General features: G+C 63.1%; 16 protein-coding genes and 1 pseudogene. 11 read left to right on the top strand and 6 right to left on the bottom strand.

Going from position 1 to position 23,792, the window contains the following annotated elements:
• Window positions 1-153: 153 nt before the first annotated feature.
• Window positions 154-623 (bottom strand): annotated as a pseudogene (locus tag OKW30_RS11560) (IS110 family transposase); the annotation flags it as partial.
• Window positions 624-1,277: 654 nt separating this feature from the next.
• Between OKW30_RS11560 and rimP the strand changes: the two are divergent.
• The 5 genes from rimP to truB all read left to right on the top strand — a co-directional run bounded on the left by rimP (window position 1,278) and on the right by truB (window position 7,826).
• Window positions 1,278-1,736, top strand: a complete 459-nt coding sequence (rimP, locus tag OKW30_RS11555) for a ribosome maturation factor RimP (RefSeq protein ID WP_006052964.1) — start codon at window positions 1,278-1,280, stop codon at window positions 1,734-1,736.
• Window positions 1,733-3,208 carry a transcription termination factor NusA gene (nusA, locus tag OKW30_RS11550; protein ID WP_176120042.1) on the top strand — a complete coding sequence of 492 codons (1,476 nt, stop codon included), beginning with the start codon at window positions 1,733-1,735 and terminating at the stop codon, window positions 3,206-3,208. The genes rimP and nusA overlap by 4 nt, the downstream gene beginning before the upstream one ends.
• Window positions 3,209-3,302: 94 nt before the next feature.
• Window positions 3,303-6,224: a translation initiation factor IF-2 gene (gene infB, locus OKW30_RS11545; protein WP_429346744.1), complete on the top strand. Its 2,922-nt coding sequence runs from the start codon at window positions 3,303-3,305 to the stop codon at window positions 6,222-6,224.
• A 222-nt stretch (window positions 6,225-6,446) separates the two neighbouring features.
• Window positions 6,447-6,812, top strand: coding sequence for a 30S ribosome-binding factor RbfA (gene rbfA, locus OKW30_RS11540; RefSeq protein ID WP_008922231.1), 366 nt, complete (start codon window positions 6,447-6,449; stop codon window positions 6,810-6,812).
• A gap of 78 nt (window positions 6,813-6,890) precedes the next feature.
• A complete protein-coding gene (gene truB / locus OKW30_RS11535) occupies window positions 6,891-7,826 on the top strand; it encodes a tRNA pseudouridine(55) synthase TruB (RefSeq protein WP_187626762.1) in 936 nt (311 codons plus the stop codon).
• A 124-nt stretch (window positions 7,827-7,950) separates the two neighbouring features.
• On the opposite strand, the gene OKW30_RS11530 is transcribed toward truB, so the two are convergent.
• The 4 genes from OKW30_RS11530 to OKW30_RS11515 form a co-directional block, all read right to left on the bottom strand.
• The gene (locus tag OKW30_RS11530) at window positions 7,951-9,513 is read right to left on the bottom strand and encodes a DHA2 family efflux MFS transporter permease subunit (protein ID WP_429346743.1); all 1,563 of its coding nucleotides are present in this window, start codon (window positions 9,511-9,513) and stop codon (window positions 7,951-7,953) included.
• 34 nt (window positions 9,514-9,547) lie between these two features.
• Window positions 9,548-10,789 (bottom strand): EmrA/EmrK family multidrug efflux transporter periplasmic adaptor subunit, encoded by a 1,242-nt coding sequence (locus tag OKW30_RS11525; protein ID WP_429292702.1) that lies wholly within the window; start codon window positions 10,787-10,789, stop codon window positions 9,548-9,550.
• An 83-nt stretch (window positions 10,790-10,872) separates the two neighbouring features.
• The gene (locus tag OKW30_RS11520; protein ID WP_429346742.1) at window positions 10,873-12,405 is read right to left on the bottom strand and encodes an efflux transporter outer membrane subunit; all 1,533 of its coding nucleotides are present in this window, start codon (window positions 12,403-12,405) and stop codon (window positions 10,873-10,875) included.
• Window positions 12,406-12,457: 52 nt separating this feature from the next.
• A complete protein-coding gene (locus tag OKW30_RS11515; protein WP_184071244.1) occupies window positions 12,458-12,973 on the bottom strand; it encodes a MarR family winged helix-turn-helix transcriptional regulator in 516 nt (171 codons plus the stop codon).
• Between the two features lie 326 nt (window positions 12,974-13,299).
• On the opposite strand from OKW30_RS11515, the gene typA reads away from it, so the two are divergent.
• The 6 genes from typA (at window position 13,300) to OKW30_RS11485 (ending at window position 23,137) form a co-directional block, all read left to right on the top strand.
• Entirely contained in the window at window positions 13,300-15,129 is a 1,830-nt protein-coding gene (typA, locus tag OKW30_RS11510) for a translational GTPase TypA (protein ID WP_187618988.1), read from the top strand.
• 405 nt (window positions 15,130-15,534) lie between these two features.
• The gene (locus OKW30_RS11505) at window positions 15,535-18,396 is read left to right on the top strand and encodes a 2-oxoglutarate dehydrogenase E1 component (protein ID WP_184029901.1); all 2,862 of its coding nucleotides are present in this window, start codon (window positions 15,535-15,537) and stop codon (window positions 18,394-18,396) included.
• Between the two features lie 141 nt (window positions 18,397-18,537).
• Window positions 18,538-19,812: a 2-oxoglutarate dehydrogenase complex dihydrolipoyllysine-residue succinyltransferase gene (gene odhB / locus OKW30_RS11500; protein WP_184029896.1), complete on the top strand. Its 1,275-nt coding sequence runs from the start codon at window positions 18,538-18,540 to the stop codon at window positions 19,810-19,812.
• 138 nt (window positions 19,813-19,950) lie between these two features.
• Window positions 19,951-21,393, top strand: a complete 1,443-nt coding sequence (gene lpdA, locus OKW30_RS11495; RefSeq protein WP_429346741.1) for a dihydrolipoyl dehydrogenase — start codon at window positions 19,951-19,953, stop codon at window positions 21,391-21,393.
• Window positions 21,394-21,481: 88 nt separating this feature from the next.
• Window positions 21,482-22,579: a cell division protein ZapE gene (zapE, locus tag OKW30_RS11490; RefSeq protein ID WP_090804139.1), complete on the top strand. Its 1,098-nt coding sequence runs from the start codon at window positions 21,482-21,484 to the stop codon at window positions 22,577-22,579.
• Between the two features lie 99 nt (window positions 22,580-22,678).
• Complete coding sequence (locus OKW30_RS11485; protein ID WP_184029885.1) at window positions 22,679-23,137, top strand: transposase; 459 nt, start codon at window positions 22,679-22,681, stop codon at window positions 23,135-23,137.
• Window positions 23,138-23,296: 159 nt separating this feature from the next.
• On the opposite strand, the gene OKW30_RS11480 is transcribed toward OKW30_RS11485, so the two are convergent.
• Window positions 23,297-23,782 carry a DUF2147 domain-containing protein gene (locus OKW30_RS11480; protein ID WP_184066797.1) on the bottom strand — a complete coding sequence of 162 codons (486 nt, stop codon included), beginning with the start codon at window positions 23,780-23,782 and terminating at the stop codon, window positions 23,297-23,299.
• Window positions 23,783-23,792 lie beyond the last annotated feature (10 nt).

The raw sequence follows: 23,792 nt of genomic DNA, 5'->3' as shown, positions 1-23,792 counted from the left end.
GGGCGGCGTAGCAGTACATTTCGGCGGCGGATCAAGCTGATATCCGCGGGTTGGGTACCGCACTAAAGATGTCCGCCCAATGAGCCTGCCGCTATCTGGAACCGCAAGTCGGATGCAGTAGTCCGTTGCGTAGCCTGGTCGCGGGTTACTCGTCCCAAGCGAGAGTAGAAAGGCCTTCACGCGTTGCCGTGCGCGCTTCAGGTCGTCTTTGGCGCCAGCCACGTCCGTGCCAGATCGCGGAACGCTTCGTCGTCGTCGCTCGGCACGTACACCGCGGAGAGGTCACCGGCGCGCAAAGACCGCACAAGCTTGATCGCATTACCCCGCTCAGTCTTGACCCGTTCACCCGGTTTTTTCGGAATCAGCGATCGGGCGCACACGATGCACCCGAATCCCTTCTGCACGAGCTGCCGGTAAAGTCCGTAGCCGCATGGACCGGCCTCGCAGACAACGCAGATGTGCCGCACTTTCGACTGCAGGCGCCTGCACAGGTGATCGATATCAGCCTGCGTCATACCGATCTTGCCCAGCAGTTCGACTTCGCCCGAGCCCGGCGCATACGCGACTGTGATCGAGTCCTTGTGTACATCGAGACCGACGCACAGCGTGCTGTCGTCTTCCATGCTGGCCTCCGTGCCGGAAATCGCCGGGAGCGGCCGTGTCCGCACTGTGCTGCTCTGGCTGCAATGCTAACCCGCGCTTGATTCCTTACGGCGGGCCAGCCATTGCCTCACGGGAGTCATACTGCATACTGACTAGCAATGTCGAGTGCTTCCCGGCCGAGCCGTTTATCGTTTTTGGCGATTTTATGCCGCCTCTTGTTTGCCGCGTTCGCACGGCGTTCCGATGCGTCAAACGCCGTGCGAAACTGCGCTGAAGACCGACAGGACGCATCGCCGCAAAGTGTTGGCGTAGCCCGTCCGGCTCCCCTTCCCGACGGCTCGGGCGACCTTGCAAAAGCCCGGATTTGCCGCCACATTGTCGAAAGATTCCTATCAAATCAAGCGGAAATGCGCATCGCCCGGCGTTCCGCGGATTGCGTTTGGGCCGGAAAATGGCTACAATCGCGAAGTCGCTGGGCGTACGGTTTCATGTGCGGCTCAGGTGCGACCACCGGCAATAAGATGATGGGCGTTCAGCCCATTTTTTTTTGCCGCTCAGTTCATCGTGGTTCGGCATCTCGGGTTCGCACGAACGTGCGCCGGCTTGGCGCGCGGCCCGCATTGGTTGTTTGCAGAAGAGGCGAGGCTCGCTGCGCGAACATCTAAGAGGGCACTGTGCAACTGACGGAACTGATTGAAACCACGGTCGTGGGACTCGGCTACGAGCTCGTCGATCTCGAGCGCACCGGGCGCGGCATGTTGTGTATCTATATCGACCAGCCAGCCGGCATCGCAATCGAAGACTGCGAGAAAGTCACGCGTCAGCTCCAGCACGTTCTGACGGTCGAAAATATCGATTACGAGCGGCTCGAAGTATCGTCACCCGGTCTCGATCGCCCGCTGAAGAAACTGGCGGATTTTGAACGTTTCGCGGGCAGCGAAGCGGTTATCACACTGAAAAAGCCATTGGACGGTCGGAAATCGTACCGGGGCATTTTGCATGCTCCGCAAGGCGAGACGATCGGTCTGGAATTTGAAGGAAAAGAAGGGGCCGCGATGCTCGATTTCACGCTCGCGGACATGGACAAGGCGCGCCTTGTTCCGAAAGTTGACTTTAGGAGCCGCAAACAATGAGTCGCGAAGTGTTGATGCTGGTGGATGCGCTGGCACGCGAGAAGAATGTCGATAAGGACGTGGTATTTGCCGCGCTCGAAGCGGCTCTCGCTTCGGCCTCCAAGAAACTCTTCGAAGAAGATGCGGATATCCGTGTCCACATCGACCGTGAAAGCGGCGAGCACGAAACGTTTCGCCGCTGGAAGGTGGTGCCGGACGAAGCAGGTCTGCAGGAACCGGATCAGGAAATTCTGCTGTTCGAGGCGCGCGAGCAGCAGCCCGATATTCAGCTCGACGAGTTCATCGAGGAGCCGGTGCCGTCGATCGAATTCGGCCGTATCGGCGCGCAGGCCGCCAAGCAGGTGATCCTGCAGAAGGTGCGCGACGCCGAGCGCGAGCAGATCCTGAACGACTTCCTCGAGCGCGGCGAACACATCATGACCGGCTCGGTGAAGCGCCTCGACAAGGGCAACTTCATCGTCGAATCGGGCCGCGTCGAAGCGTTGCTGCGCCGCGACCAGCTGATCCCGAAGGAAAACCTTCGGGTGGGCGACCGCGTGCGCGCGTATATCGCGAAGGTCGACCGCACCGCGCGTGGTCCGCAGATCGAGCTGTCGCGTACGGCGCCGGAATTCCTGATGAAGCTGTTCGAGATGGAAGTGCCGGAAATCGAGCAGGGCCTGCTCGAGATTAAAGCGGCGGCTCGCGATCCGGGCGTGCGCGCGAAGATCGGCGTGGTGGCTTATGACAAGCGCATCGATCCGATCGGCACCTGCGTCGGTATTCGCGGCTCGCGCGTGCAGGCCGTACGCAACGAGCTCGGTGGCGAAAACGTCGACATCGTGCTATGGTCGGAAGACCCCGCCCAGTTCGTGATCGGCGCGCTCGCGCCGGCAGCCGTGCAGTCGATCGTCGTCGATGAAGAAAAGCATTCGATGGACGTCGTCGTCGACGAGAACGAACTCGCGGTCGCGATCGGCCGCAGCGGCCAGAACGTGCGGCTTGCCAGCGAGCTCACCGGCTGGCAGATCAACATCATGACGCCGGACGAATCTGCGCAGAAGCAGAATCAGGAGCGCGGCGTCCTGCGCGACCTGTTCATGGCGCGTCTCGATGTCGACGAGGAAGTCGCCGATATCCTGATCGACGAAGGCTTCACGAGCCTCGAAGAGATCGCCTACGTGCCGCTCAACGAAATGCTCGAAATCGAGGCATTCGACGAAGACACCGTTCACGAACTGCGCAACCGCTCGCGCGACGCGCTGTTGACGATGGCGATCGCGAACGAAGAAAAGGTCGAGAATGTAGCGCTCGACCTGAAGAGCCTGGACGGCATGGACGCCGACCTGCTCGCGAAACTGGCCGAACATCAGATCCAGACGCGCGACGAACTCGCCGAGCTGGCCGTGGATGAACTGGTCGAGATGACTGGGATGGGAGAGGATGCCGCTAAGGCGTTGATCATGAAAGCACGTGAACACTGGTTCCAGTGAGAAATGACCATGGCGCACTGAATTGAACGCGGCCGTCAGGCCGCATGACCCGATGCTAACCGCAAGGAATCGGTCCTTGCATTAAGAGGAATGAATGGCGAGTAACAACGTAGCCCAATTTGCCGCGGAACTGAAAATGCCTGCAGGCGTGCTGCTTGAGCAGCTGCAGGCAGCTGGCGTCACAAAAGCGAGCGAAGCCGACTCCTTGTCCGAAACGGACAAGGCGCGTCTGCTCGACCACTTGCGCAAGTCTCACGGCTCGACTGATGCAGACAAGCGCAAGATCACGCTGACGAAACGGCATACGTCGGAGATCAAGCAGTCCGATGCGACGGGCAAAGCTCGCACCATTCAGGTCGAGGTGCGCAAGAAGCGCACGTTCGTCCGCCGCGACGAGACTGTCGCGGAAGGCGGGGATGCATCGAATCATGTGGCCGAGAACGCCGACGCAGAAGATCTCGAACTGCAGCGTCGTGAGGAAGAAGCACGTCACGAAGCTGAGCTGCTCGAAAAGCAGGCGCAGGAGCTGAAGGCGCGCCAGGAACAGCTCGAGCGCGAAGAAGTCGACCGTCAGGCGCGCGAGCAGGCCGCGGAAGCCGAGCGTCAGCGCGCGGAAGAAGATGCAAAGAAGCGCGCATCGGTTGCGGCCGAGGCGGCGGCTCGCGAGAAGGCCCAGCAGGCGGCGGCGAAAGCCGCTGCACCGGTTGCCGAGAAGGCAAACGAGCAGGACGACGAACGCGCGGCAGCGGAACGCGCCGCGCAACGCGAAGCCGCGAAGAAAGCGGAAGACGCCGCGCGCGTGGCCGCCGAAAAGGCGCGCGCCGAACAGGAAGAAATCGCCAAGCGCCGCGCGGCGGCCGAAGCCGAAGCGCGCGCGATTCGCGAAATGATGAACACGCCGCGCAAGGCGCAGGTGAAGGCGCCGGAACCGGCACCGAAGCCCGCCGAGCCGGCCAAGGCGGCCGAAGCCAAGGGCACGCTCCATAAGCCGGCGCGTCCGGCTGGTGAAGCACCGGCGCGCCCGGCAGCGAGAAAGCCGGCAACCGCCGCGACTCCGGCGCCCGCGAGCGCACCGTCGGCGGGCGACAAGAAGAAGCCGGGCGGCGGTAAGAGCGGCTGGCAGGACGACGCAGCGAAGCGCCGCGGCATCAAGACGCGCGGCGATTCGAGCGGCGGCGTCGATCGTGGCTGGCGCGGCGGTCCGAAGGGGCGTGGCAAGCATCAGGAGCAGAACACCACGTTCCAGGCGCCGACCGAACCGATCGTGCGTGAAGTGCATGTGCCGGAAACCATCACGGTCGCGGATCTCGCGCACAAGATGGCGGTGAAGGCTTCGGAAGTTATCAAGGTGATGATGAAGCTCGGCCAGATGGTCACGATCAACCAGATGCTGGACCAGGAAACGGCGATGATCATCGTCGAGGAACTGGGCCACCATGCGCTCGCGGCGAAGCTGGACGATCCGGAAGCCATGCTGGTCGAAGGCGAAGCGAGCGACGCCGAAGCGCTGCCACGTCCGCCGGTCGTCACGGTGATGGGCCACGTCGACCACGGCAAGACCTCGCTGCTCGACTACATCCGCCGCGCGAAGGTTGCGGCAGGCGAAGCGGGCGGTATTACGCAGCACATCGGCGCCTACCACGTCGAAACGCCGCGCGGCGTGATCACGTTCCTCGACACGCCGGGTCACGAAGCCTTTACGGCAATGCGTGCCCGCGGTGCGAAGGCGACCGATATCGTGATCCTGGTGGTGGCCGCCGACGACGGCGTGATGCCGCAGACGAAGGAAGCGATCTCCCACGCGAAGGCTGGCGGCGTGCCGCTCGTCGTCGCGATCAACAAGATCGACAAGCCGGAAGCGAATCCGGAGCGCGTGAAGCAGGAGCTCGTCACGGAAGGCGTCGTGCCGGAAGAGTACGGCGGCGACTCGCCGTTCGTGCCGGTGTCGGCGAAGACCGGCGCGGGCATCGACGATCTGCTCGAAAACGTGCTGCTGCAGGCCGAGGTGCTGGAGCTGAAGGCACCGGTCGAATCGCCGGCCAAGGGTCTCGTCATCGAAGCGAAGCTCGACAAGGGTAAGGGTCCGGTAGCAACGATCCTCGTCCAGTCAGGTACGCTGAACCGCGGCGACGTCGTGCTGGCAGGCAGCGCCTACGGTCGCGTGCGTGCCATGCTCGACGAAACCGGCAAGCCGACCAAGTCCGCGGGTCCGTCGATTCCGGTCGAAATCCAGGGTCTGTCGGAAGTGCCGCAGGCTGGCGAAGAAGTGATCGTGATGCCGGACGAGCGCAAGGCGCGTGAAGTTGCGCTGTTCCGTCAGGGCAAGTTCCGCGACGTCAAGCTCGCAAAGCAGCAGGCCGCGAAGCTCGAGAACATGCTCGAGCAGATGGGCGAGGGCGAAGTGCAGTACTTGCCGCTCATCGTCAAGGCCGACGTGCAGGGTTCGCAGGAAGCGCTGGTGCAGTCGCTGCAGAAGCTCTCCACCGACGAAGTACGCGTGCAGATCGTGCACGGAGCGGTCGGCGGCATCAGCGAGTCGGACGTCAATCTCGCGACGGCGTCGAAGGCGGTCATCATTGGCTTCAACACCCGCGCGGATGCGCAGGCTCGCAAGCTCGCGGAAGCTAATGGCGTCGACATCCGCTACTACAACATCATCTACGACGCCGTGGATGACGTGAAGGCAGCAATGTCGGGCATGCTGGCGCCGGAGAAGCGCGAAGTCGTGACGGGCACGGTCGAAGTACGCCAGGTATTCAAGGTGCCGAAGGTCGGCACGGTGGCCGGCTGTATGGTCACGGATGGTTTCGTCAAGCGCTCGTCGTCGGTGCGCGTGCTGCGCAACAACGTCGTCATCTTCACGGGCGAACTCGATTCGCTCAAGCGGTTCAAGGACGATGTGAAAGAAGTCCGTCAGGGCTTCGAGTGCGGTATGTCGATCAAGAACTTCAACGATATCGTCGAAGGCGATCAGTTCGAAGTCTTCGAGGTCACCGAAGTCGCGCGTACGCTGTAATTCGCGCGGCACGGCACAGCGGGCGGAACGGGCTTGACGCCCGCTCCGCCCGTTGTTTTTGAGCCCACAGTGTCGAGTTTGTTGCTGGCTTGGTTGCCGCGTTCGTCGCAAATGGACTCTCACCCCGCCGCGGCGACCGCGACGCCGTCGTATCGAACGAATATCGAACACGGCTCGCGCGAACCAATTTTTTGCATCCGTCTTAGCGGAGCACACAACACCATGCCTAAGAAACGTACTACTCCCAATCGCAACGTGCAGATCGCCGATCAGATCCAGCGCGACCTGGCTGAGCTTCTGCGCGAGGTCAAGGATCCGCGCATCGGCATCGTCACATTTCAGAGCGTCGAGCTAACGCCCGACTACGCGCACGCAAAGGTCTACTTCACGACGCTGACGGGCGACCCGCAGCAAACGCTCGAAGCGCTGACGCACGCTGCCGGCCATCTGCGCAATCTGCTGTTCAAGCGCCTGCATATCCACACGGTGCCGACGCTGCATTTCCACTACGACAAGACGATCGAGCGCGCCGTGGAGATGTCGCGTCTGATCGACGAGGCAAATTCCACGCGCGCGAAAGACGACTGAGCGTCTGCCGTGCCGTGGCGTTCCATGTAGCGCGCGGCGCCTTTTTTCGCATTTCCCGAACGTTCTGCCTCCCTCGACATGACCGCACCTCAACGCCCCCGCGTGCCGCGTCGCGCGCTCGATGGCGTGCTCCTGCTCGACAAGCCGCTCGGCCTGTCGAGCAACGACGCGCTGGTTCGCGCGAAACGTCTTTATCTGGCGAAAAAGGCGGGCCACACCGGCACGCTCGATCCGCTGGCAACCGGCCTGCTGCCGCTGTGTTTCGGCGAGGCCACCAAGTTTTCGCAAGACTTGCTCGAAGCCGACAAGACCTACGAGGCGACGATGCGCCTCGGTATCCGCACGACCACCGGCGACGCCGAAGGCGAGGCGTTCGACATCCGTGCCGTCGACTGCGACGAAGCGGCGGTGCGGGCGGCTTTGCCGAAATTCATCGGCGAGATCGTTCAGATTCCGCCGATGTACTCGGCGCTCAAGCGCGATGGCAAGCCGCTGTACGAGTACGCGCGCGCCGGCCAGACGGTCGAACGGGAAGGGCGGCAGGTGACGATTCGCGCGCTCGAGCTGATTGCGTGCGCGTTGCCGGATGTGACGTTTCGCGTGACGTGCAGCAAGGGCACCTATGTGCGCACGCTTGCCGAGGATATCGGCGAAGCGCTCGGCTGCGGCGCGCATCTGGTCGCGCTGCGGCGCACGGGCGTCGGCGCGCTGACGCTCGAGCATTCGGTCACGCTCGACGCGTTGTCCGACGCGACTGAACTCGAACGCGACGCATGGCTGCAACCGGTCGACGCGCTGCTGTCGACGTTCCCGCAGGTCTGTCTGAACGACGATGACACGCGCCGCTTCCTTCATGGCCAGCGCCTGAAGCTGTCGTCGCTGACGATCGCCGCCGACGCGGTGAATGCCCCGCGCGTGAGGGTGTACTCGGCGCAGGGGCGGCTTCTGGGGGTCGCGAAGCCGGGCGAAGGCGTGCTCGCGCCCGACCGTCTGATCGTGACGACGGAGAGCTAGAGGTCGCCGTTTTGCCAGCCCGGCGCGGACAATAAAAAAACGGGATCGCCATCGAGCGATCCCGTTTCGATCATGCCCTCCGGTGGAGCGGTGTCGAACTAAGGCAACACCACAAACGCCCCCCTCAATGTGCCGCTCCCGCCGCCGCTCCCGCATCGCCGCCTGCCCGTTCCGGCCGCGTGATCCAGATCAGCGCGATCAGCGCGACAAAAATACCGGCCGAAATGAAGAACAGATCGTTTACGCCGAGCTGCGCGGCCTGCTGCGTGACCATGGTGTTGAAGAGACCGTAGGTCTGCTGCTGATCCAGGCCCGCCGCGCCCATCTGATGAATCGATTGACCGAACACTGGGTTGTAAGCATTCGCCTGTTCGGTCAGTTGCGCGTGATGCATGATCGTGCGGTGATCCCAGGCGGTCTGGAAGATCGACGTGCCGATACCGCCGCACATGATCCGCACGAAGTTCGACAGCCCCGAGGCCGCCGGAATCCGATGGCCCGGCAAGCCCGACAGCGTGATCGACACGAGCGGAATAAAGAAGCCGGCCATACCGATACCTTGAATCAGCGTGGGCAGCATCAGCGAGTACGTATCGACGCCCGTCGTATAACGCGAGCGCATCCAGAAACACAGCGCGAAAATCAGGAACGACAGCGTCGCGATATAGCGCGGATCGGTACGCGGCAGCACCTTGCCGGTCAGCGGCGACAACAGGATCGCGAACACACCGACGGGTGCCATCACGAGTCCGGCTTCGGTCGCCGTGTAGCCGATATCGGTCTGGAGCCACAGCGGCAACAGCACGAGATTGCCGAAGTAAAGCCCATAGCCGATCGACAGCGCGATCGTGCCGCCGGTGAAATTGCGTCGGCTGAACAGCGACAGATCAACCACCGGATGCTCGGCCGTCAACTCCCACACGATAAAAAACGCGAGCGCGATCACCGCGACGAGCGCGAGCACGACGACCGTCGTCGACGAGAACCAGTCGAGGTCCTTGCCCTTGTCGAGCATCACCTGAAGCGAGCCGACCCAGACGATCAGAAGACCGAGGCCGACGCCGTCGATTGGCGCCTTCCTGATGACCGAATCGCGGTTACGGAAGATCATCCACGTCGCGGCGGCCGCGACCGCGCCGACGGGAATGTTGACGTAGAAGATCCACGGCCACGAGATGTTGTCGGAAATCCAGCCGCCGAGGATCGGACCGGCAACCGGTGCGATCAGCGTGGTCATCGCCCACATCGATAGCGCCATCGGCGCCTTCGCGCGCGGATAGCTCGCGAGCAGCAGCGTCTGCGACAGCGGGATCATCGGGCCGGCCACCGCGCCTTGCAGCACGCGCGACGCAAGCAGGAACGGCAGGTTCGGCGACAGCCCGCACATCCATGACGACAGCACGAACAGCACGATCGACGCCATGAACAGCCGCACCTGGCCGATGCGGTCGGTGAGCCAGCCGGTCAGCGGCACCGAGATCGCGTTGGCCACCGCGAACGACGTAATCACCCACGTGCCCTGGTCGGACGATACGCCGAGGTCGCCGGAAATCGACGGGATCGACACGTTCGCGATCGACGTGTCGAGCACGTTCATGAACACGGCGAGCGACACCGCGATGGTGCCGATCACCAGTTGCGCGCCCTCGAGCGGCGGGTGAGGGACTTGCGCCTGAGCCTGAGCCATTAAAAGAGCCTTCCATGAATCATCGGGCGGAGCCTCAGCTCTTATGGGCCGCCGGTTTCGCGGCGGCCGCGGCGCTCGCCGCGGTCGACTTCTGCGCGCCGCCGTTCGCGTTCGTGCCGGCGTTTTCCGAGATGATGCGTGCGATTTCCGCATCGGCTTCCGCGCCGTACTTGTCGAAGACGTTGGTCTGGTAAACCGTGGACGGCGCCTGACCGAGCTGGCCGCCGGTGTCGTCCTTGATGTTCACGTCAGCCTGCATCGACAGACCGATACGCAGCGGATGCTTCTCCAGTTCCTGCGGATCGAGCGAAATACGCACCGGCAGACGCTGCACGACCTTGATCCAGTTGCCGGTCGCGTTCTGCGCGGGCAGCAGCGAGAACGCCGAACCCGTGCCGGCCGAGAAGCCGACCACCTTGCCGTGATACGGCACCGACGAGCCGTAGACGTCGGCCGTCAGTTCTACTGGCTGGCCGATGCGCATGTGCTTCAGTTGCACTTCCTTGAAGTTCGCCTCGACCCATACGTCATGCAGCGGCACGATCGCCATCAGCGGCGAGCCGGGCGATACGCGCTGGCCGACCTGCACCGAGCGTTTTGCGACATAGCCTGTGACCGGCGCCGGCAGAGTATTGCGAGCGTGGTTCAGGTATGCGTCGCGCAGCTTCGCGGCGGCGGCCTGCACGTTCGGGTGATCGGCGATCGTGGTGTTCGCGGTCAGCGCGCGGTTTGCCGCGAGTTGCTGTTTGGCGGCGTCGAGCGCGGCTTGCGCGCTCTTCACGGAGTCGCGTGCGTGCGAAATTTCTTCCTGCGATACCGCGCCGGTCTGCGCGATCGTCATACGGCGCTTCAGGTCGTCCTGGGCGCGCGACAGATCGGCCTGGCTCGCCGCGACCCGCGCTTCGTACTGGCTGTCGTCGGCGAACAGACCGCGCACCTGGCGCACCACCTGCGCAAGATTGGCCTCGGCCTGTTCGAGTGCGACGCGCGCGTCGGCCGGGTCGAGCACGACGAGCGGGTCGCCGGCCTTGACGACCTGGGTGTCGTCCGCGTTGACCGCGATCACGGTGCCCGTGACCTGCGGGGTGATCTGCACGACGTTGCCGCTCACGTAGGCATCGTCGGTGTCTTCATGGAAGCGCGCGACGAGGAAGTAGTACAGGCCGTACGCGACCGCGGCAATCAGGATCACGATGACGAGCAGCGTCATCATGCGCTTGCGTTTGCCGTTGTTCGCCGCTTGCGGTGGAGTGGCGGGCTGCTGGGGGGTGCTCATTGATGTGCTCCGGGTTCTTTTGAACGTCGTCGTTTATTCGAGTGTTCGTGTGTATGCGTGTGCGTCGGCGCGGGCGGGCTCGCTCAGTTCGCGGCGGTGCTCGTGGCGTGGTTCGCGGCGTGGTTTGCGGCGTTGGCCGATGCGGGAGCATCGGTCGGCACGACGAGACCGGTCTGGGTTGCGTCGAAGCCGCCGCCCAGTGCCTTGATCAGACCGATCTGCAGACTACGGCGGCGCATCTGCAGACCCGTGACCGTCTGCTCGGCGGCAAGGCGGTTTTCGTCGGCGTTGAGCACCTGCAGCTGCGGCGACAGGCCGGCCTTGTAGCGGATTACGGCGAGCTGGTACGCCTTGCTCGACGCGTCGAGCGCGCGCTGGGCGTCACCCTCCTGACGGTCGATCGAGCGGATCGACGACACCTGCGTCGAGACGTCCTGCAGCGCGTTGATCAGCGTCTGGTTGTAGTTCGCGACGTCGCCCTCGAAGTCGGCGTAGCGGCCCTTCAACTGCGCGCGCAACGCGCCGGCGTCGAAGATCGGCAGATGGATCGCCGGGCCGAACTGGATCTGACGGCTCGACGCGGTCAGGAAACGGCCCCAGCCGAACGCGTCGAAGCCGAAGCCGGCCGCGAGATTCACGTCCGGGTAGAACTCGGCTTTCGCTTCCTTCACGTCATGCATCGCGGCTTCGACCTGCCAGCGCGCGGCGACGATGTCCGCGCGACGCGCCACGAGGTCGGCCGGGATGTTGTCCGGCAGAGCGACCACGTCGCCGCCGGTGAGCACCGGCTTGTCGATCTGCAGGCCACGGTCCGGGCCTTTGCCGAGCAGCGCGCCCAACTGGTAGCGCACGACGGTGATCTGTCCGTCGAGGTCGGTCAGGTTCGACTGGCTCGTCGCGACGTTGCCGGCGGCGGTCTGCTTCTCGACGTTGGTGTCGAGGCCGGCCGTCACGCGGTCATTCGTGATACGGCCGACGTCCTGGCGGTTCGCGATTTCACGCGCGGCGATGTCGCGAAACGCATACAGCTGCGAGAGCTGGTTGTAGGTGCTCGCGACCGACGCGGCGAGCGTCACGCGCGCCTGCTGCATATCGGCCTCGGCGGCTTTCTGCTGCGACACGGCCTGGCCGAGCCGCTGACGGTTCTTGCCCCACAGGTCGAGATCCCACGACGCGCTCGCGAGCACGTTGTTCTCGCTATACCAGGTGCCGCCGAACGGAGGCGGGTAAAGGGAGTTTGCCGAGTACAGCTCGCGGGTCCACGAATAGCTCGCGCTGACCTTCGGGAACAGCGCTGCGCGCGAGCTTTCGATATACGACGAAGCCTTTGCGAGCCGCGCTTGCGCCTGGGCGATCGACGGGCTGCCCTCGAGCGCTTCCGCGATCAGCTTCGGCAGTTGCGGGTCGCCGAACTGGTTGGCCCAGTCGAGCGATGGCCACTGGCCGCCCTCGTTGGGCAGACTCTGCGTCGACTCGTACTGCGTCGGCGACGCGATCTGCTTGTCGCTTTTGACGCCGAAGTAGTTCGCGCACCCCGTGAGGGCGAGCGCCGTCACCGCGGCGGCGACAGCGGCCCGGCTCGACAGCGCGGGCGCGGACAGGGAAAGGGATTTCATCGCTCGACTCTTTTTTGAGTGGAATGTATTGATGGACGCAGCAAGCAAGCTATTACGATTTGCTATCGGGATGGCTTGCGGCGTCGCGGGAAAGTCCCGTGTGTTCGCCGGAATTAACGAGCACGCGACGCAGCATGCTCTTCAGGAAGCCCACTTCTTCCGGGGTGAACCCGTTCAGCAGGTTATCGAGCACGCCATTGAAAATGGCCGGCATGCGAGCCGCGATCGCATGGCCTTCCGGCGTCAACGCGAGGCGCACGACGCGCCGGTCTTCGTTACTGCGCACCCGCGTGAGCAGGCCGCGCTTTTCGAGCCGATCGATCAGGCGCGTGACGGCGCTTGCGTCGATACCGTATTCACGCGCCAACTCAGCCGCGAGCAGGCATTTGCCGCTTGCCACCATGAACAGGATGCTGCCTTGCTGGCTGGTGATGCCGAGTTCGGCCATGCTGCGCTGCGTGATCAGGTTTGATAGCGTCGATTTCACCCGCGAGATGAGATAGCCGACGCTTTCGCCGAGCTGGTACTCGCTGGGATCCGGCGTGAATTTGTTGGACGGCTGCGTCATGATTCTCGTGCGAATGCAATGGTTGACTAGGCATTAGTATAGCTGGCTGTTGATTGACGCGACAAGCGTTAATACAGCTTAGGCAAGGATTATTTCGCGCTCAAGCAACAAACCGTACCGAATGACGTAGGGCGGGGCAAGGCGCGATTCGCGCAACTCGCCCAGGCGCGGAGAGCGGACGGTCTATCGGGGAATACCAGAAAAGGATCATCCGTGCGTGCTATAATTTTGGGTTCCCAAAAGTGCGCTTTGGGCTTGTTGTCGTGGTTTGGCTCCTCAACCAGCAGCATAAGCAAGCGGCGCACTCAACCGTCTTCAGGTTTCCTATGACCCGCGCCCTACGCAACATCGCCATCATTGCTCACGTCGACCACGGCAAGACCACGCTCGTCGACCAGCTCCTCCGTCAGACCGCCACGTTCCGCGAGAACCAGCAGATCGCCGAGCGCGTGATGGACTCGAACGACATCGAAAAAGAGCGCGGCATCACGATCCTGTCGAAGAACTGCGCGGTGGAGTACGAGGGCACGCACATCAATATCGTCGACACGCCGGGGCACGCCGACTTCGGCGGCGAAGTGGAGCGCGTGCTGTCGATGGTCGACTCGGTGCTGCTGCTCGTTGACGCGGTGGAAGGCCCGATGCCGCAAACCCGCTTCGTCACGAAGAAGGCGCTCGCACTGGGTTTGAAGCCGATCGTCGTGGTCAATAAGGTCGACCGTCCGGGCGCGCGGATCGACTGGGTGATCAACCAGACCTTCGACCTGTTCGACAAGCTCGGCGCCAGCGAAGAGCAGCTCGACTTTCCGATCGTCTACGCATCGGGCCTGAACGGCTACGCGGGTCTCACGCCTGATGTACGCGACGGCGACATGCGTCCTTTGTTCGAGGCAATCCTGCAGCACGTGCCGGTGCGCCCGGCCGACCCGGAAGGTCCGCTGCAACTGCAAATCACGTCGCTCGACTACTCGTCGTACGTTGGTCGTATCGGCATTGGCCGTATCACGCGCGGCCGCATCAAGCCGGGCATGGCCGTCGCGGTGCGATCGGGCCCGGAAGGCGAAATCCTCAATCGCAAGATCAACCAGGTGCTGTCGTTCAAGGGTCTCGATCGCGTGCAGGTCGACTCGGCCGAGGCGGGCGACATCGTGCTGATCAACGGTATCGAGGAAGTGGGCATCGGCGTGACGATCTGCTCGCCGGAACAGCCGGAAGCGCTGCCGATGATCACCGTCGACGAACCCACGCTGACGATGAACTTCCTCGTCAACTCGTCGCCGCTCGCGGGCCGTGAAGGCAAGTTCGTCACGAGCCGCCAGATTCGCGACCGCCTGATGAAGGAACTGAATCACAACGTCGCGCTGCGCGTGCGCGATACCGGCGACGAAACGACGTTCGAAGTGGCCGGCCGCGGTGAGCTGCACCTGACCATTCTGGTCGAAAACATGCGCCGCGAAGGCTACGAGCTGGCCGTGTCGCGTCCGCGCGTCGTGATGCAGGAAATCGACGGCGAGAAGCACGAGCCGTACGAAAATCTGACCGTCGACATGGAAGACACCCACCAGGGCGGCGTAATGGAAGAACTTGGCCGCCGCAAGGGCGAAATGCTCGACATGGCATCGGACGGCCGTGGCCGCACGCGTCTCGAGTACCGTATTTCGGCGCGTGGTCTGATCGGCTTCCAGTCGGAATTCCTCACGCTCACGCGCGGTACGGGTCTGATGAGCCACACGTTCGATTCTTACCAGCCGGTCAAGGAAGGCGCAGTCGGCGAACGTCGCAACGGCGTGCTGATCTCGCAGGACGACGGCGCGGCAGTCGCGTACGCACTGTGGAAGCTGCAGGACCGCGGCCGCATGTTCGTGGCGCCGGGAGAAGCGCTGTATGAAGGCATGATCATCGGCATCCACAGCCGCGACAACGATCTCGTCGTGAACCCGATCAAGGGCAAGCAGCTTACCAACGTGCGCGCGTCTGGCACCGACGAAGCCGTGCGTCTCGTGCCGCCGGTTCAGCTGTCGCTCGAATACGCGGTCGAGTTTATCGACGACGACGAGCTGGTCGAAGTCACGCCAAAGTCGATCCGTCTGCGCAAGCGCTACCTGAAGGAACACGAGCGCCGCAGCGCGAGCCGCAACAAGGTTGCCGGCGAATAAGCCGGACTCGAATATCCGTCTGGATAGCAGGAAGCGGAAGCCACCTTCGGGTGGCTTCCTTGTTTTTGGCGCATCAAAACGTTTGGCGCTGCATCATGCCTGCCACTTTCCGGGGCGGCACACATGTAGACACCCATTGCGCCGTTCGCCTTCATTTCTCACAGAACACTGTTGCGCGCTGTGAAAAGGCACCCCGTCGCCCGCGAAACGCCCGCCATCACAGGCTTTGCGCCTGTGCCGTTCGCTATCTGGGCTTTTCGTTCTGTGCTATGCTCCCGGGTGCAAAGTTTTAGGTCCTTCCAAGCAAGACTTGATTCGCGCAATCCGCTAAACGGTCAGGCCGTGTCGCGGAAGGTTCGGTAACCCGCTATTTCTCGAGAAACTCGAAGAAAGGTGAGCGTAAAAATGATGAAGCAATTCCAGTCGAACTCTTATCTGTTCGGCGGCAATGCTCCGTACGTTGAAGAAATGTACGAAGCGTATCTCGATAATCCGGCGTCAGTGCCCGAGACCTGGCGCAGCTATTTCGATGCGTTGCAGAACGTGCCCGCATCGGACGGCAGCAACGCCAACGACGTGGCCCATGGCCCGATCGTCGAATCGTTTGCCCAGCGCGCCAAGGCCAATGCCTTCCTGCCGCGCGCAACGGCCGGCGGCGAAGATCTCGCAACCGCCCGCAAACAGGTTTACGTCCAGTCCCTCATCGGCGCATATCGCTTCCTCGGCTCGCAATGGGCCAATCTCGATCCTCTGAAGCGCCGCGAGCGTCCCGCGATCCCCGAACTTGAGCCCGCGTTCTACGACTTCACCGAAGCCGACATGGACCAGGAGTTCAGCGCAACGAATCTGTACTTCGGGTTCGAGCGCGCAACGCTGCGCGAGATCGTCAAAGCCCTGCGCGACACGTACTGCGGCACGATCGGCGCCGAGTACATGTACATCAGCGATCCGGAGCAGAAGCGCTGGTGGAAGGAACGCCTCGAATCGATCCGTTCGACGCCGAGCTTCAACAACGACAAGAAGAAGCACATCCTGAATCGCCTGACGGCCGCCGAAGGCCTCGAGCGTTTCCTGCACACCAAGTACGTCGGCCAGAAGCGCTTCTCGCTCGAAGGCGGCGAGAGCTTCATCGCGGCAATGGACGAAGTCGTGCGTCACGGCGGTCTGCGCGGCGTTCAGGAAATCGTCATCGCGATGGCTCACCGCGGCCGTTTGAACGTGCTGGTCAATACGCTCGGCAAGATGCCGGCAGACCTGTTCGCCGAATTCGAAGGCAAGCACGTCGATGATCTGCCGGCCGGCGACGTGAAGTACCACAAGGGCTTCTCGTCGGACGTCGCGACGGAAGGCGGCCCGGTTCACCTGTCGCTCGCGTTCAACCCGTCGCACCTCGAAATCGTCAACCCGGTGGTCGAGGGCTCGGCGAAGGCGCGTATGGACCGTCGCGGCGACGAAAACGGCGTTCAGGTGCTGCCGGTGCAGATCCACGGCGACGCGGCTTTCGCTGGCCAGGGCGTCGTGATGGAAACGCTGAACCTCGCGCAAACGCGCGGTTATGGCACGCACGGCACGCTGCACATCGTCATCAACAACCAGATCGGCTTCACGACGTCGGACCCGCGCGACTCGCGCTCCACGTTGTACTGCTCGGACGTCGTCAAGATGATCGAAGCGCCGGTGCTGCACGTGAACGGTGACGATCCCGAAGCGGTCGTGCTGGCCACCCAGATGGCGATCGACTTCCGCATGCAGTTCCACAAGGACGTCGTCGTCGACATCGTCTGCTTCCGCAAGCTGGGCCACAACGAGCAGGACACCCCGGCGGTCACGCAGCCGCTGATGTACAAGACGATTTCGAAGCACCCCGGCACGCGCGCGCTGTACGCTGAAAAGCTCGTTCAGCAGGGCGTCATCAAGGCCGAGGATGGCGAGGAATTCGTCAAGGCTTATCGCAGGGCGATGGACGAGGGCCACCACACGGTCGACCCGGTGCTCTCGAACTACAAGAGCAAGTACGCGGTGGATTGGGTGCCGTTCCTGAACCGCAAGTGGACCGACGCGGCCGACACGGCCGTGCCGCTCGCGGAACTGAAGCGCCTCGCCGAACGCATCACCACGATTCCGGAAAACTTCAAGGTTCACCCGCTCGTCGAGCGCGTGATCAACGACCGTCGCGCCATGGGCCGCGGCGAAGCGAAGCTCGACTGGGGCATGGGCGAGCACCTCGCGTTCGCGTCGCTGGTCGCATCCGGTTATGCCGTGCGCCTGACCGGTCAGGATTCGGGCCGCGGCACGTTCACGCACCGTCACGCAGTGCTGCACGACCAGAACCGCGAGCGCTGGAACGACGGCACCTACGTGCCGCTGCAGAACATCGCCGAAGGTCAGGCGAAGTTCACGGTGATCGACTCGGTGCTGTCGGAAGAAGCGGTGCTCGGCTTCGAATACGGTTACTCGACCGCTGAACCGAACACGTTCGTCGCGTGGGAAGCGCAGTTCGGCGACTTCGTGAATGGCGCGCAAGTCGTGATCGACCAGTTCATCTCGTCGGGCGAAGTGAAGTGGGGCCGCGTGTCGGGCCTGACCATGCTGCTGCCGCACGGCTACGAAGGCCAGGGGCCGGAGCACTCGTCGGCGCGTATCGAGCGTTTCCTGCAACTGTGCGCAGACCACAACATGCAGGTCGTTCAGCCGACCACGCCGGCGCAGGTCTTCCACCTGCTGCGTCGCCAGATGATCCGCCTGTTCCGCAAGCCGCTGATCGTCGCGACGCCGAAGTCGTTGCTGCGTCACAAGGAAGCCGTGTCGGATCTGTCGGAACTCGCGAAGGGTTCGTTCCAGCCGGTCATCGGCGAAGTGGACGAAACCATCGACGCGAAGAAGGTCAAGCGCGTGCTGGCCTGCTCGGGCCGCGTGTACTACGACCTGGTCGCGCATCGCCGCGAAGCGAAGGTGAACGACGTCGCGATCATCCGTATCGAACAGCTCTATCCGTTCGCGCACAAGCAGTTCGAAGCGGAAATGAAGAAGTACGACAACGCAACCGAAGTGGTGTGGGTGCAGGACGAGCCGCAGAATCAGGGCCCGTGGTTCTACATCGAGCACCATCTGAAGGAAGGCATGAAGGAAGGGCAGAAGCTGGCGTACAGCGGCCGTCCGGCTTCGGCTTCGCCTGCAGTCGGCTACTACGCGAAGCACTACGAGCAGCAGAAGGCGCTGATCGAAGGCGCTTTCGGCCGTCTCAAGAGCGCGTCGATCGCTAAATAAAGAAACAGACGAGCCGGGAAAGCGCAGTGCGCTTTCCCGCGCCGCGCCGAACGTTTCCCATGAGGTTCAGGCGCGGCGTTCACGGTTCGCAGGCGGTCGTGAAGAAGCGCCGTCACCCGATACGTATTCAGGATACTCATAATGGCTATTGTTGAAGTCAAGGTTCCCCAGCTCTCCGAGTCGGTCTCGGAGGCAACCATGCTGCAGTGGAAGAAGAAGCCCGGCGAGGCTGTCGCTCAGGACGAAATCCTCATCGAAATCGAGACCGACAAGGTCGTGCTCGAAGTGCCGGCACCGGCAGCAGGCGTGCTCGCGCAAGTCATTTCGAACGACGGCGACACGGTCACGGCCGAGCAGGTGATCGCGAAGATCGACACCGAAGGCACCGCGGGCGCCGCCGCTGTCGAAGCCGAAGTGAAGCCGGCTCCGGTCGCTGCCGCGGCTCCCGCACCGGCGGCTCAGGCCGCTGTCGCAACGGGGTCGAACACCGCTGCTTCGCCGGCTGCCGGCAAGCTGATGGCAGAGAAGGGTCTGGCTGCGGGCGACGTCGCCGGCACCGGCCGCGACGGCCGTATCACGAAGGGCGACGTGCTCGTCGCCGGCCAGGCTGCTCCGGCTGCCAAGGCCGCACCGGCTCCGGCTGCCGCACCGAAGGCTGCGAAGCCGTCGCTGCCGGACGTCAAGGCCCCGGCATCGGCCGATCAATGGCTGAAGGACCGTCCGGAACAGCGCGTGCCGATGTCGCGTCTGCGTGCTCGTATCGCCGAGCGTCTGCTCGAGTCGCAGCAAACCAACGCCATCCTCACGACGTTCAACGAAGTGAACATGGCGCCGGTCATGGAGCTGCGCAACAAGTACAAGGACAAGTTCGAGAAGGAACACGGCGTGAAGCTCGGCTTCATGTCGTTCTTCGTGAAGGCAGCTGTCCACGCGCTGAAGAAGTTCCCGCTCGTGAACGCGTCGATCGACGGTAACGACATCGTCTACCACGGCTACTTCGACATCGGTATCGCTGTCGGTTCGCCGCGCGGTCTGGTGGTGCCGATCCTGCGCAATGCAGATCAGCTGAGCCTCGCCGACATCGAGAAGAAGATCGCCGAATTTGGCCAGAAGGCGAAGGACGGCAAGCTGTCCATCGAAGAAATGACCGGCGGTACATTCTCGATCTCGAACGGCGGCGTGTTCGGCTCGATGCTGTCCACCCCGATCATCAACCCGCCGCAGTCCGCGATTCTCGGCGTGCACGCCACCAAGGAACGCGCAGTGGTCGAAAACGGCCAGATCGTGATCCGCCCGATGAACTACCTCGCGCTGTCGTACGACCACCGTATCATCGACGGCCGCGAAGCAGTGCTGTCGCTGGTCGCGATGAAGGATGCGCTGGAAGATCCGGCTCGCCTGCTGCTCGACCTGTAAGCGCACGTTCCACCGACGCCGGCCGGCGGTTCGCGCGGGCCGGCGTCATCCGTAGCACGTCTTTAGCATTCCGCAGTACAGGAACGGCGCGCGCCACCTCGGGTGGCCCGGCGCCGTTCCGCCATCAAAGGGATTGTCATGTCCAAAGAATTTGACGTCGTCGTGATCGGCGCAGGCCCTGGCGGTTATGTCGCCGCCATCCGCGCAGCGCAGCTCGGCAAGACCGTCGCATGTATCGAAAAGTGGAAGAACCCGGCCGGCACGCTGAAGCTCGGCGGCACCTGCCTGAACGTCGGCTGCATTCCGTCGAAGGCATTGCTCGCTTCGTCGGAAGAGTTCGAGAACGCGTCGCATCACCTTGCCGACCACGGCATCTCGGTGGAAAACGTTTCGGTCGATATCTCGAAGATGATGGGCCGCAAGGACGGCATCGTCGAGAAGATGACCAAGGGCATCGAATTCCTGTTCCGCAAGAACAAGATCACGTGGCTCAAGGGCCATGGCAAGTTCACCGGCAAGACGGACGCCGGCGTGCAGATCGAAGTGAGCGGCGAAGGCGAAGATGGTGCAAGCAGCGAAGTCGTCACGGCGAAGAACGTGATCATCGCAACGGGTTCGAAGGCGCGTCATCTGCCGGGCATTCCGGTCGACAACAAGCTGATCGCCGACAACGAAGGCGCATTGTCGTTCGACACGGCACCGAAGAAGCTCGCCGTGATCGGCGCAGGCGTGATCGGTCTGGAACTCGGCTCGGTGTGGCGCCGCCTCGGCGCGGACGTGACCGTGCTCGAAGCGCTGCCGGAATTCCTCGGCGTGGCTGACGAGGCGCTGTCGAAGGAAGCGGCCAAGCAGTTCAAGAAGCAAGGTCTCGACATCCGCGTCGGCGTGAAGGTCGGCGAAGTGAAGACGAGCGAAAACGGCGTGACGATCGCCTACACGGACAAGGACGGCAACGCGCAGACGCTCGAAGCCGACCGCCTGGTCGTGTCGGTCGGCCGCGTGCCGAACACCGACAACCTCGGCCTCGAAGCGATCGGCCTGAAGGCCAACGAGCGCGGCTTCATCGACGTGGACGACCACTGCGCGACGGCCGTGCCGAACGTGTACGCGATCGGTGACGTGGTGCGTGGCCCGATGCTCGCGCACAAGGCTGAGGACGAAGGCGTGCTGGTTGCCGAAGTGATCGACGGTCAGAAGCCGCACATCGACTACAACTGCATTCCGTGGGTGATCTACACCGAACCGGAAATCGCATGGGTCGGCAAGACGGAGCAGCAACTGAAGGCGGAAGGCCGCGAGATCAAGACCGGCCAGTTCCCGTTCATGGCTAACGGCCGCGCGCTCGGCATCAACAAGGCGGACGGTTTCGTCAAGATGATCGCCGACGCGAAGACCGACGAACTGCTCGGCGTGCACATCATCTCGGCGAACGCATCGGACCTGATCGCGGAAGCCGTGGTGGCGATGGAGTTCAAGGCGGCGTCGGAAGACATCGGCCGTATTTGCCATCCGCACCCGTCGCTGTCGGAAGTCATGCGCGAAGCGGCACTCGCCGTCGACAAGCGCGCGCTGAACATGTAAGCACGCACGCCTGACCGAAACGCAACCTTGGCATCACCAAAGGCGGGCGGGGTTCAATCCCTCCCGCCTTTCTTTTTGCAGCAACACGATGAACGTCACCGAATACTACGAAAAAGAACTGCAGACGCGCGGTTATCAATCCGATCCGGCGCAGCGCGCGGCGGTCGACCGCCTGCAGCGGTGCTATGAAGAGTGGGTCGCATACAAGTCGCGCCGCTCGAACGCGTTCAGGAAGCTGATCATTCACCCCGATCTGCCGCGCGGCGTGTACATGTGGGGCGGCGTGGGCCGCGGCAAGAGCTTCCTGATGGACAGCTTCTACATGATCGTGCCGTTGCATCGCAAAACCCGTCTGCACTTCCACGAGTTCATGCGCGAAGTGCATCGCGAACTCGAAGAACTCAAAGGCCGGGCCGATCCGCTCGACGAACTCGCGCGGCGCATTGCGAAGCGCTATCGGCTGATCTGTTTCGACGAATTCCACGTGTCGGATATCGCCGACGCGATGATCCTGTATCGCCTGCTCGACAAGCTGTTCGAGAACGGCGTGCAGTTCGTGATGACGTCAAACTACGCGCCCGACACGCTGTACCCGGACGGCCTGCATCGCGACCGCATGCTGCCCGCGATCGAACTGATCAAGCAGAAGCTCGACGTGATCAACGTCGACGCGGGGATCGATTATCGCCAGCGCACGCTCGCGCAGGTGGAGGTCTATCACACGCCACTGGACGCCGCCGCCGGCAAGGCGCTGCGCGACGCCTTCGCGCGCCTCGCCGCGGTGCCCGACGAAAGCCCGCTGCTGCATATCGAGAAGCGCGAGCTGAAGGCGCTGCGCCGCGCGGACGGCGTGGTCTGGTTCGACTTCGCGACGCTGTGCGGGGGCCCGCGCTCGCAGAACGACTACCTCGAACTCGCGACCCGCTTTCACGCGGTGATCCTGTCGGACGTGCCGCAGATGTCGGTGCGCATGGCGTCGGAAGCGCGCCGCTTCACGTGGCTCATCGACGTGTTCTACGACCACAAGGTCAAGCTGTTGATGTCGGCTGCGGTGCCGCCGGAGCAGTTGTACGTCGACGGTCCGATGGCTAATGAATTCACGCGTACGGTGTCGCGCATCGTCGAGATGCAGTCGAAGGAGTATCTCGACACGCCGCGCCGGATTGTCGACACGTCCCTAACCTGAGCTACCGCGCACGACACATTTTCAGGAATCGGAGTGGTCTGATATACAGCGCACGGATGACTGGCTATCTTTTGTCGTTGTTCTGACAAAGGAGGAAGCATGAACCCGTATCGCGAAATCACCGATGAAGAATGGCAGCGCGTTGCGCCACTGCTGCCCGAACTCCGGCCGCGTACCGAAATGCGTGGCCGTCCACTTGCCAATACCCGCTCGGTGCTCAACGGCGTGCTTTGGGTCATGTATAGCGGCGCCACCTGGTCCGCAATGCCGCGCCGCTACCCGCCATATCAGACCTGTCATCGCCGCTTCAAGTCGTGGTACGAATCGGGCGTGCTCAAGCACGTCACGGAGCAACTGCTCGGCACCGCGAGCGAAGATTTCTGCAGATTGATGGAAGCGCGTATGCGCACGCACGCGAGCGTGCAGCACAAGCGCGCCGCGTCCAAGCGCGTGCCCGCGGCGTTTCGTGTTCCGGCCGCCGCATACAATCCGGTACCGGCCACGTCGGTGCCGGCGTCGCCGATTGCTTACGCTGCACCGCTCAAGCAGGCAGCATGACCATCGCAAACAGCTTGCCCCAATGAAAACGGCCGCGCGATTCTTGATCGCCGGCCGTTTTTTATGTTGCACCTCCTGGCGCAGAGCGCGCATCGTTGCAGCATCATGCGCACATTCAGGCGACGTGCCAGGCGCCACGCATGCGCCGCACGTCGACCCTCATTGCTGCCGTATCCACGTTTGCGAGCGGCCAAGCAGCGCGACCCCAATGTAGCCACGCACCACGAGCTTGTTGCCGCCGTCCTCGAGATGCATCTTGCATTTGTAGACCTTGCCGTTTTCAGGATCGAGAATCTGGCCGTGATCCCACGCGTCGCCATCCTTCTTCATGCTGTTGATGATGGTCATGCCGAGGACCGGTTGATCCTTGCGCGCGTCGGTGCATTCGGTGCAACGGCGATCCGGCTGGTCGTTCGCGCCGAGACCCTTGATAACCTTGCCGTTCAGTTCGCCATTGCCGTCTTGTGTGATCTGCACGAGCGCCTTCGGCTGGCCCGTGTGATCGTCGATGGTTTGCCACGTGCCGATCGGTGTATCGGTCTGCGCCATCGCGGTCACTGCGCTGGCGAGCAGGGCGCCGGCGAGCGCGGCGTGACGGGCGGTGCGCAGCGCAAGCGCGCCGGCACGTCGAGTGAATTGCGTCATTGCCTTCCTC

Source organism: Paraburkholderia sp. Clong3 (genome assembly GCF_050436485.1).
Classification (GTDB): domain Bacteria; phylum Pseudomonadota; class Gammaproteobacteria; order Burkholderiales; family Burkholderiaceae; genus Paraburkholderia; species Paraburkholderia tuberum.
This window is presented reverse-complemented; position numbering and strand designations above follow the sequence as displayed.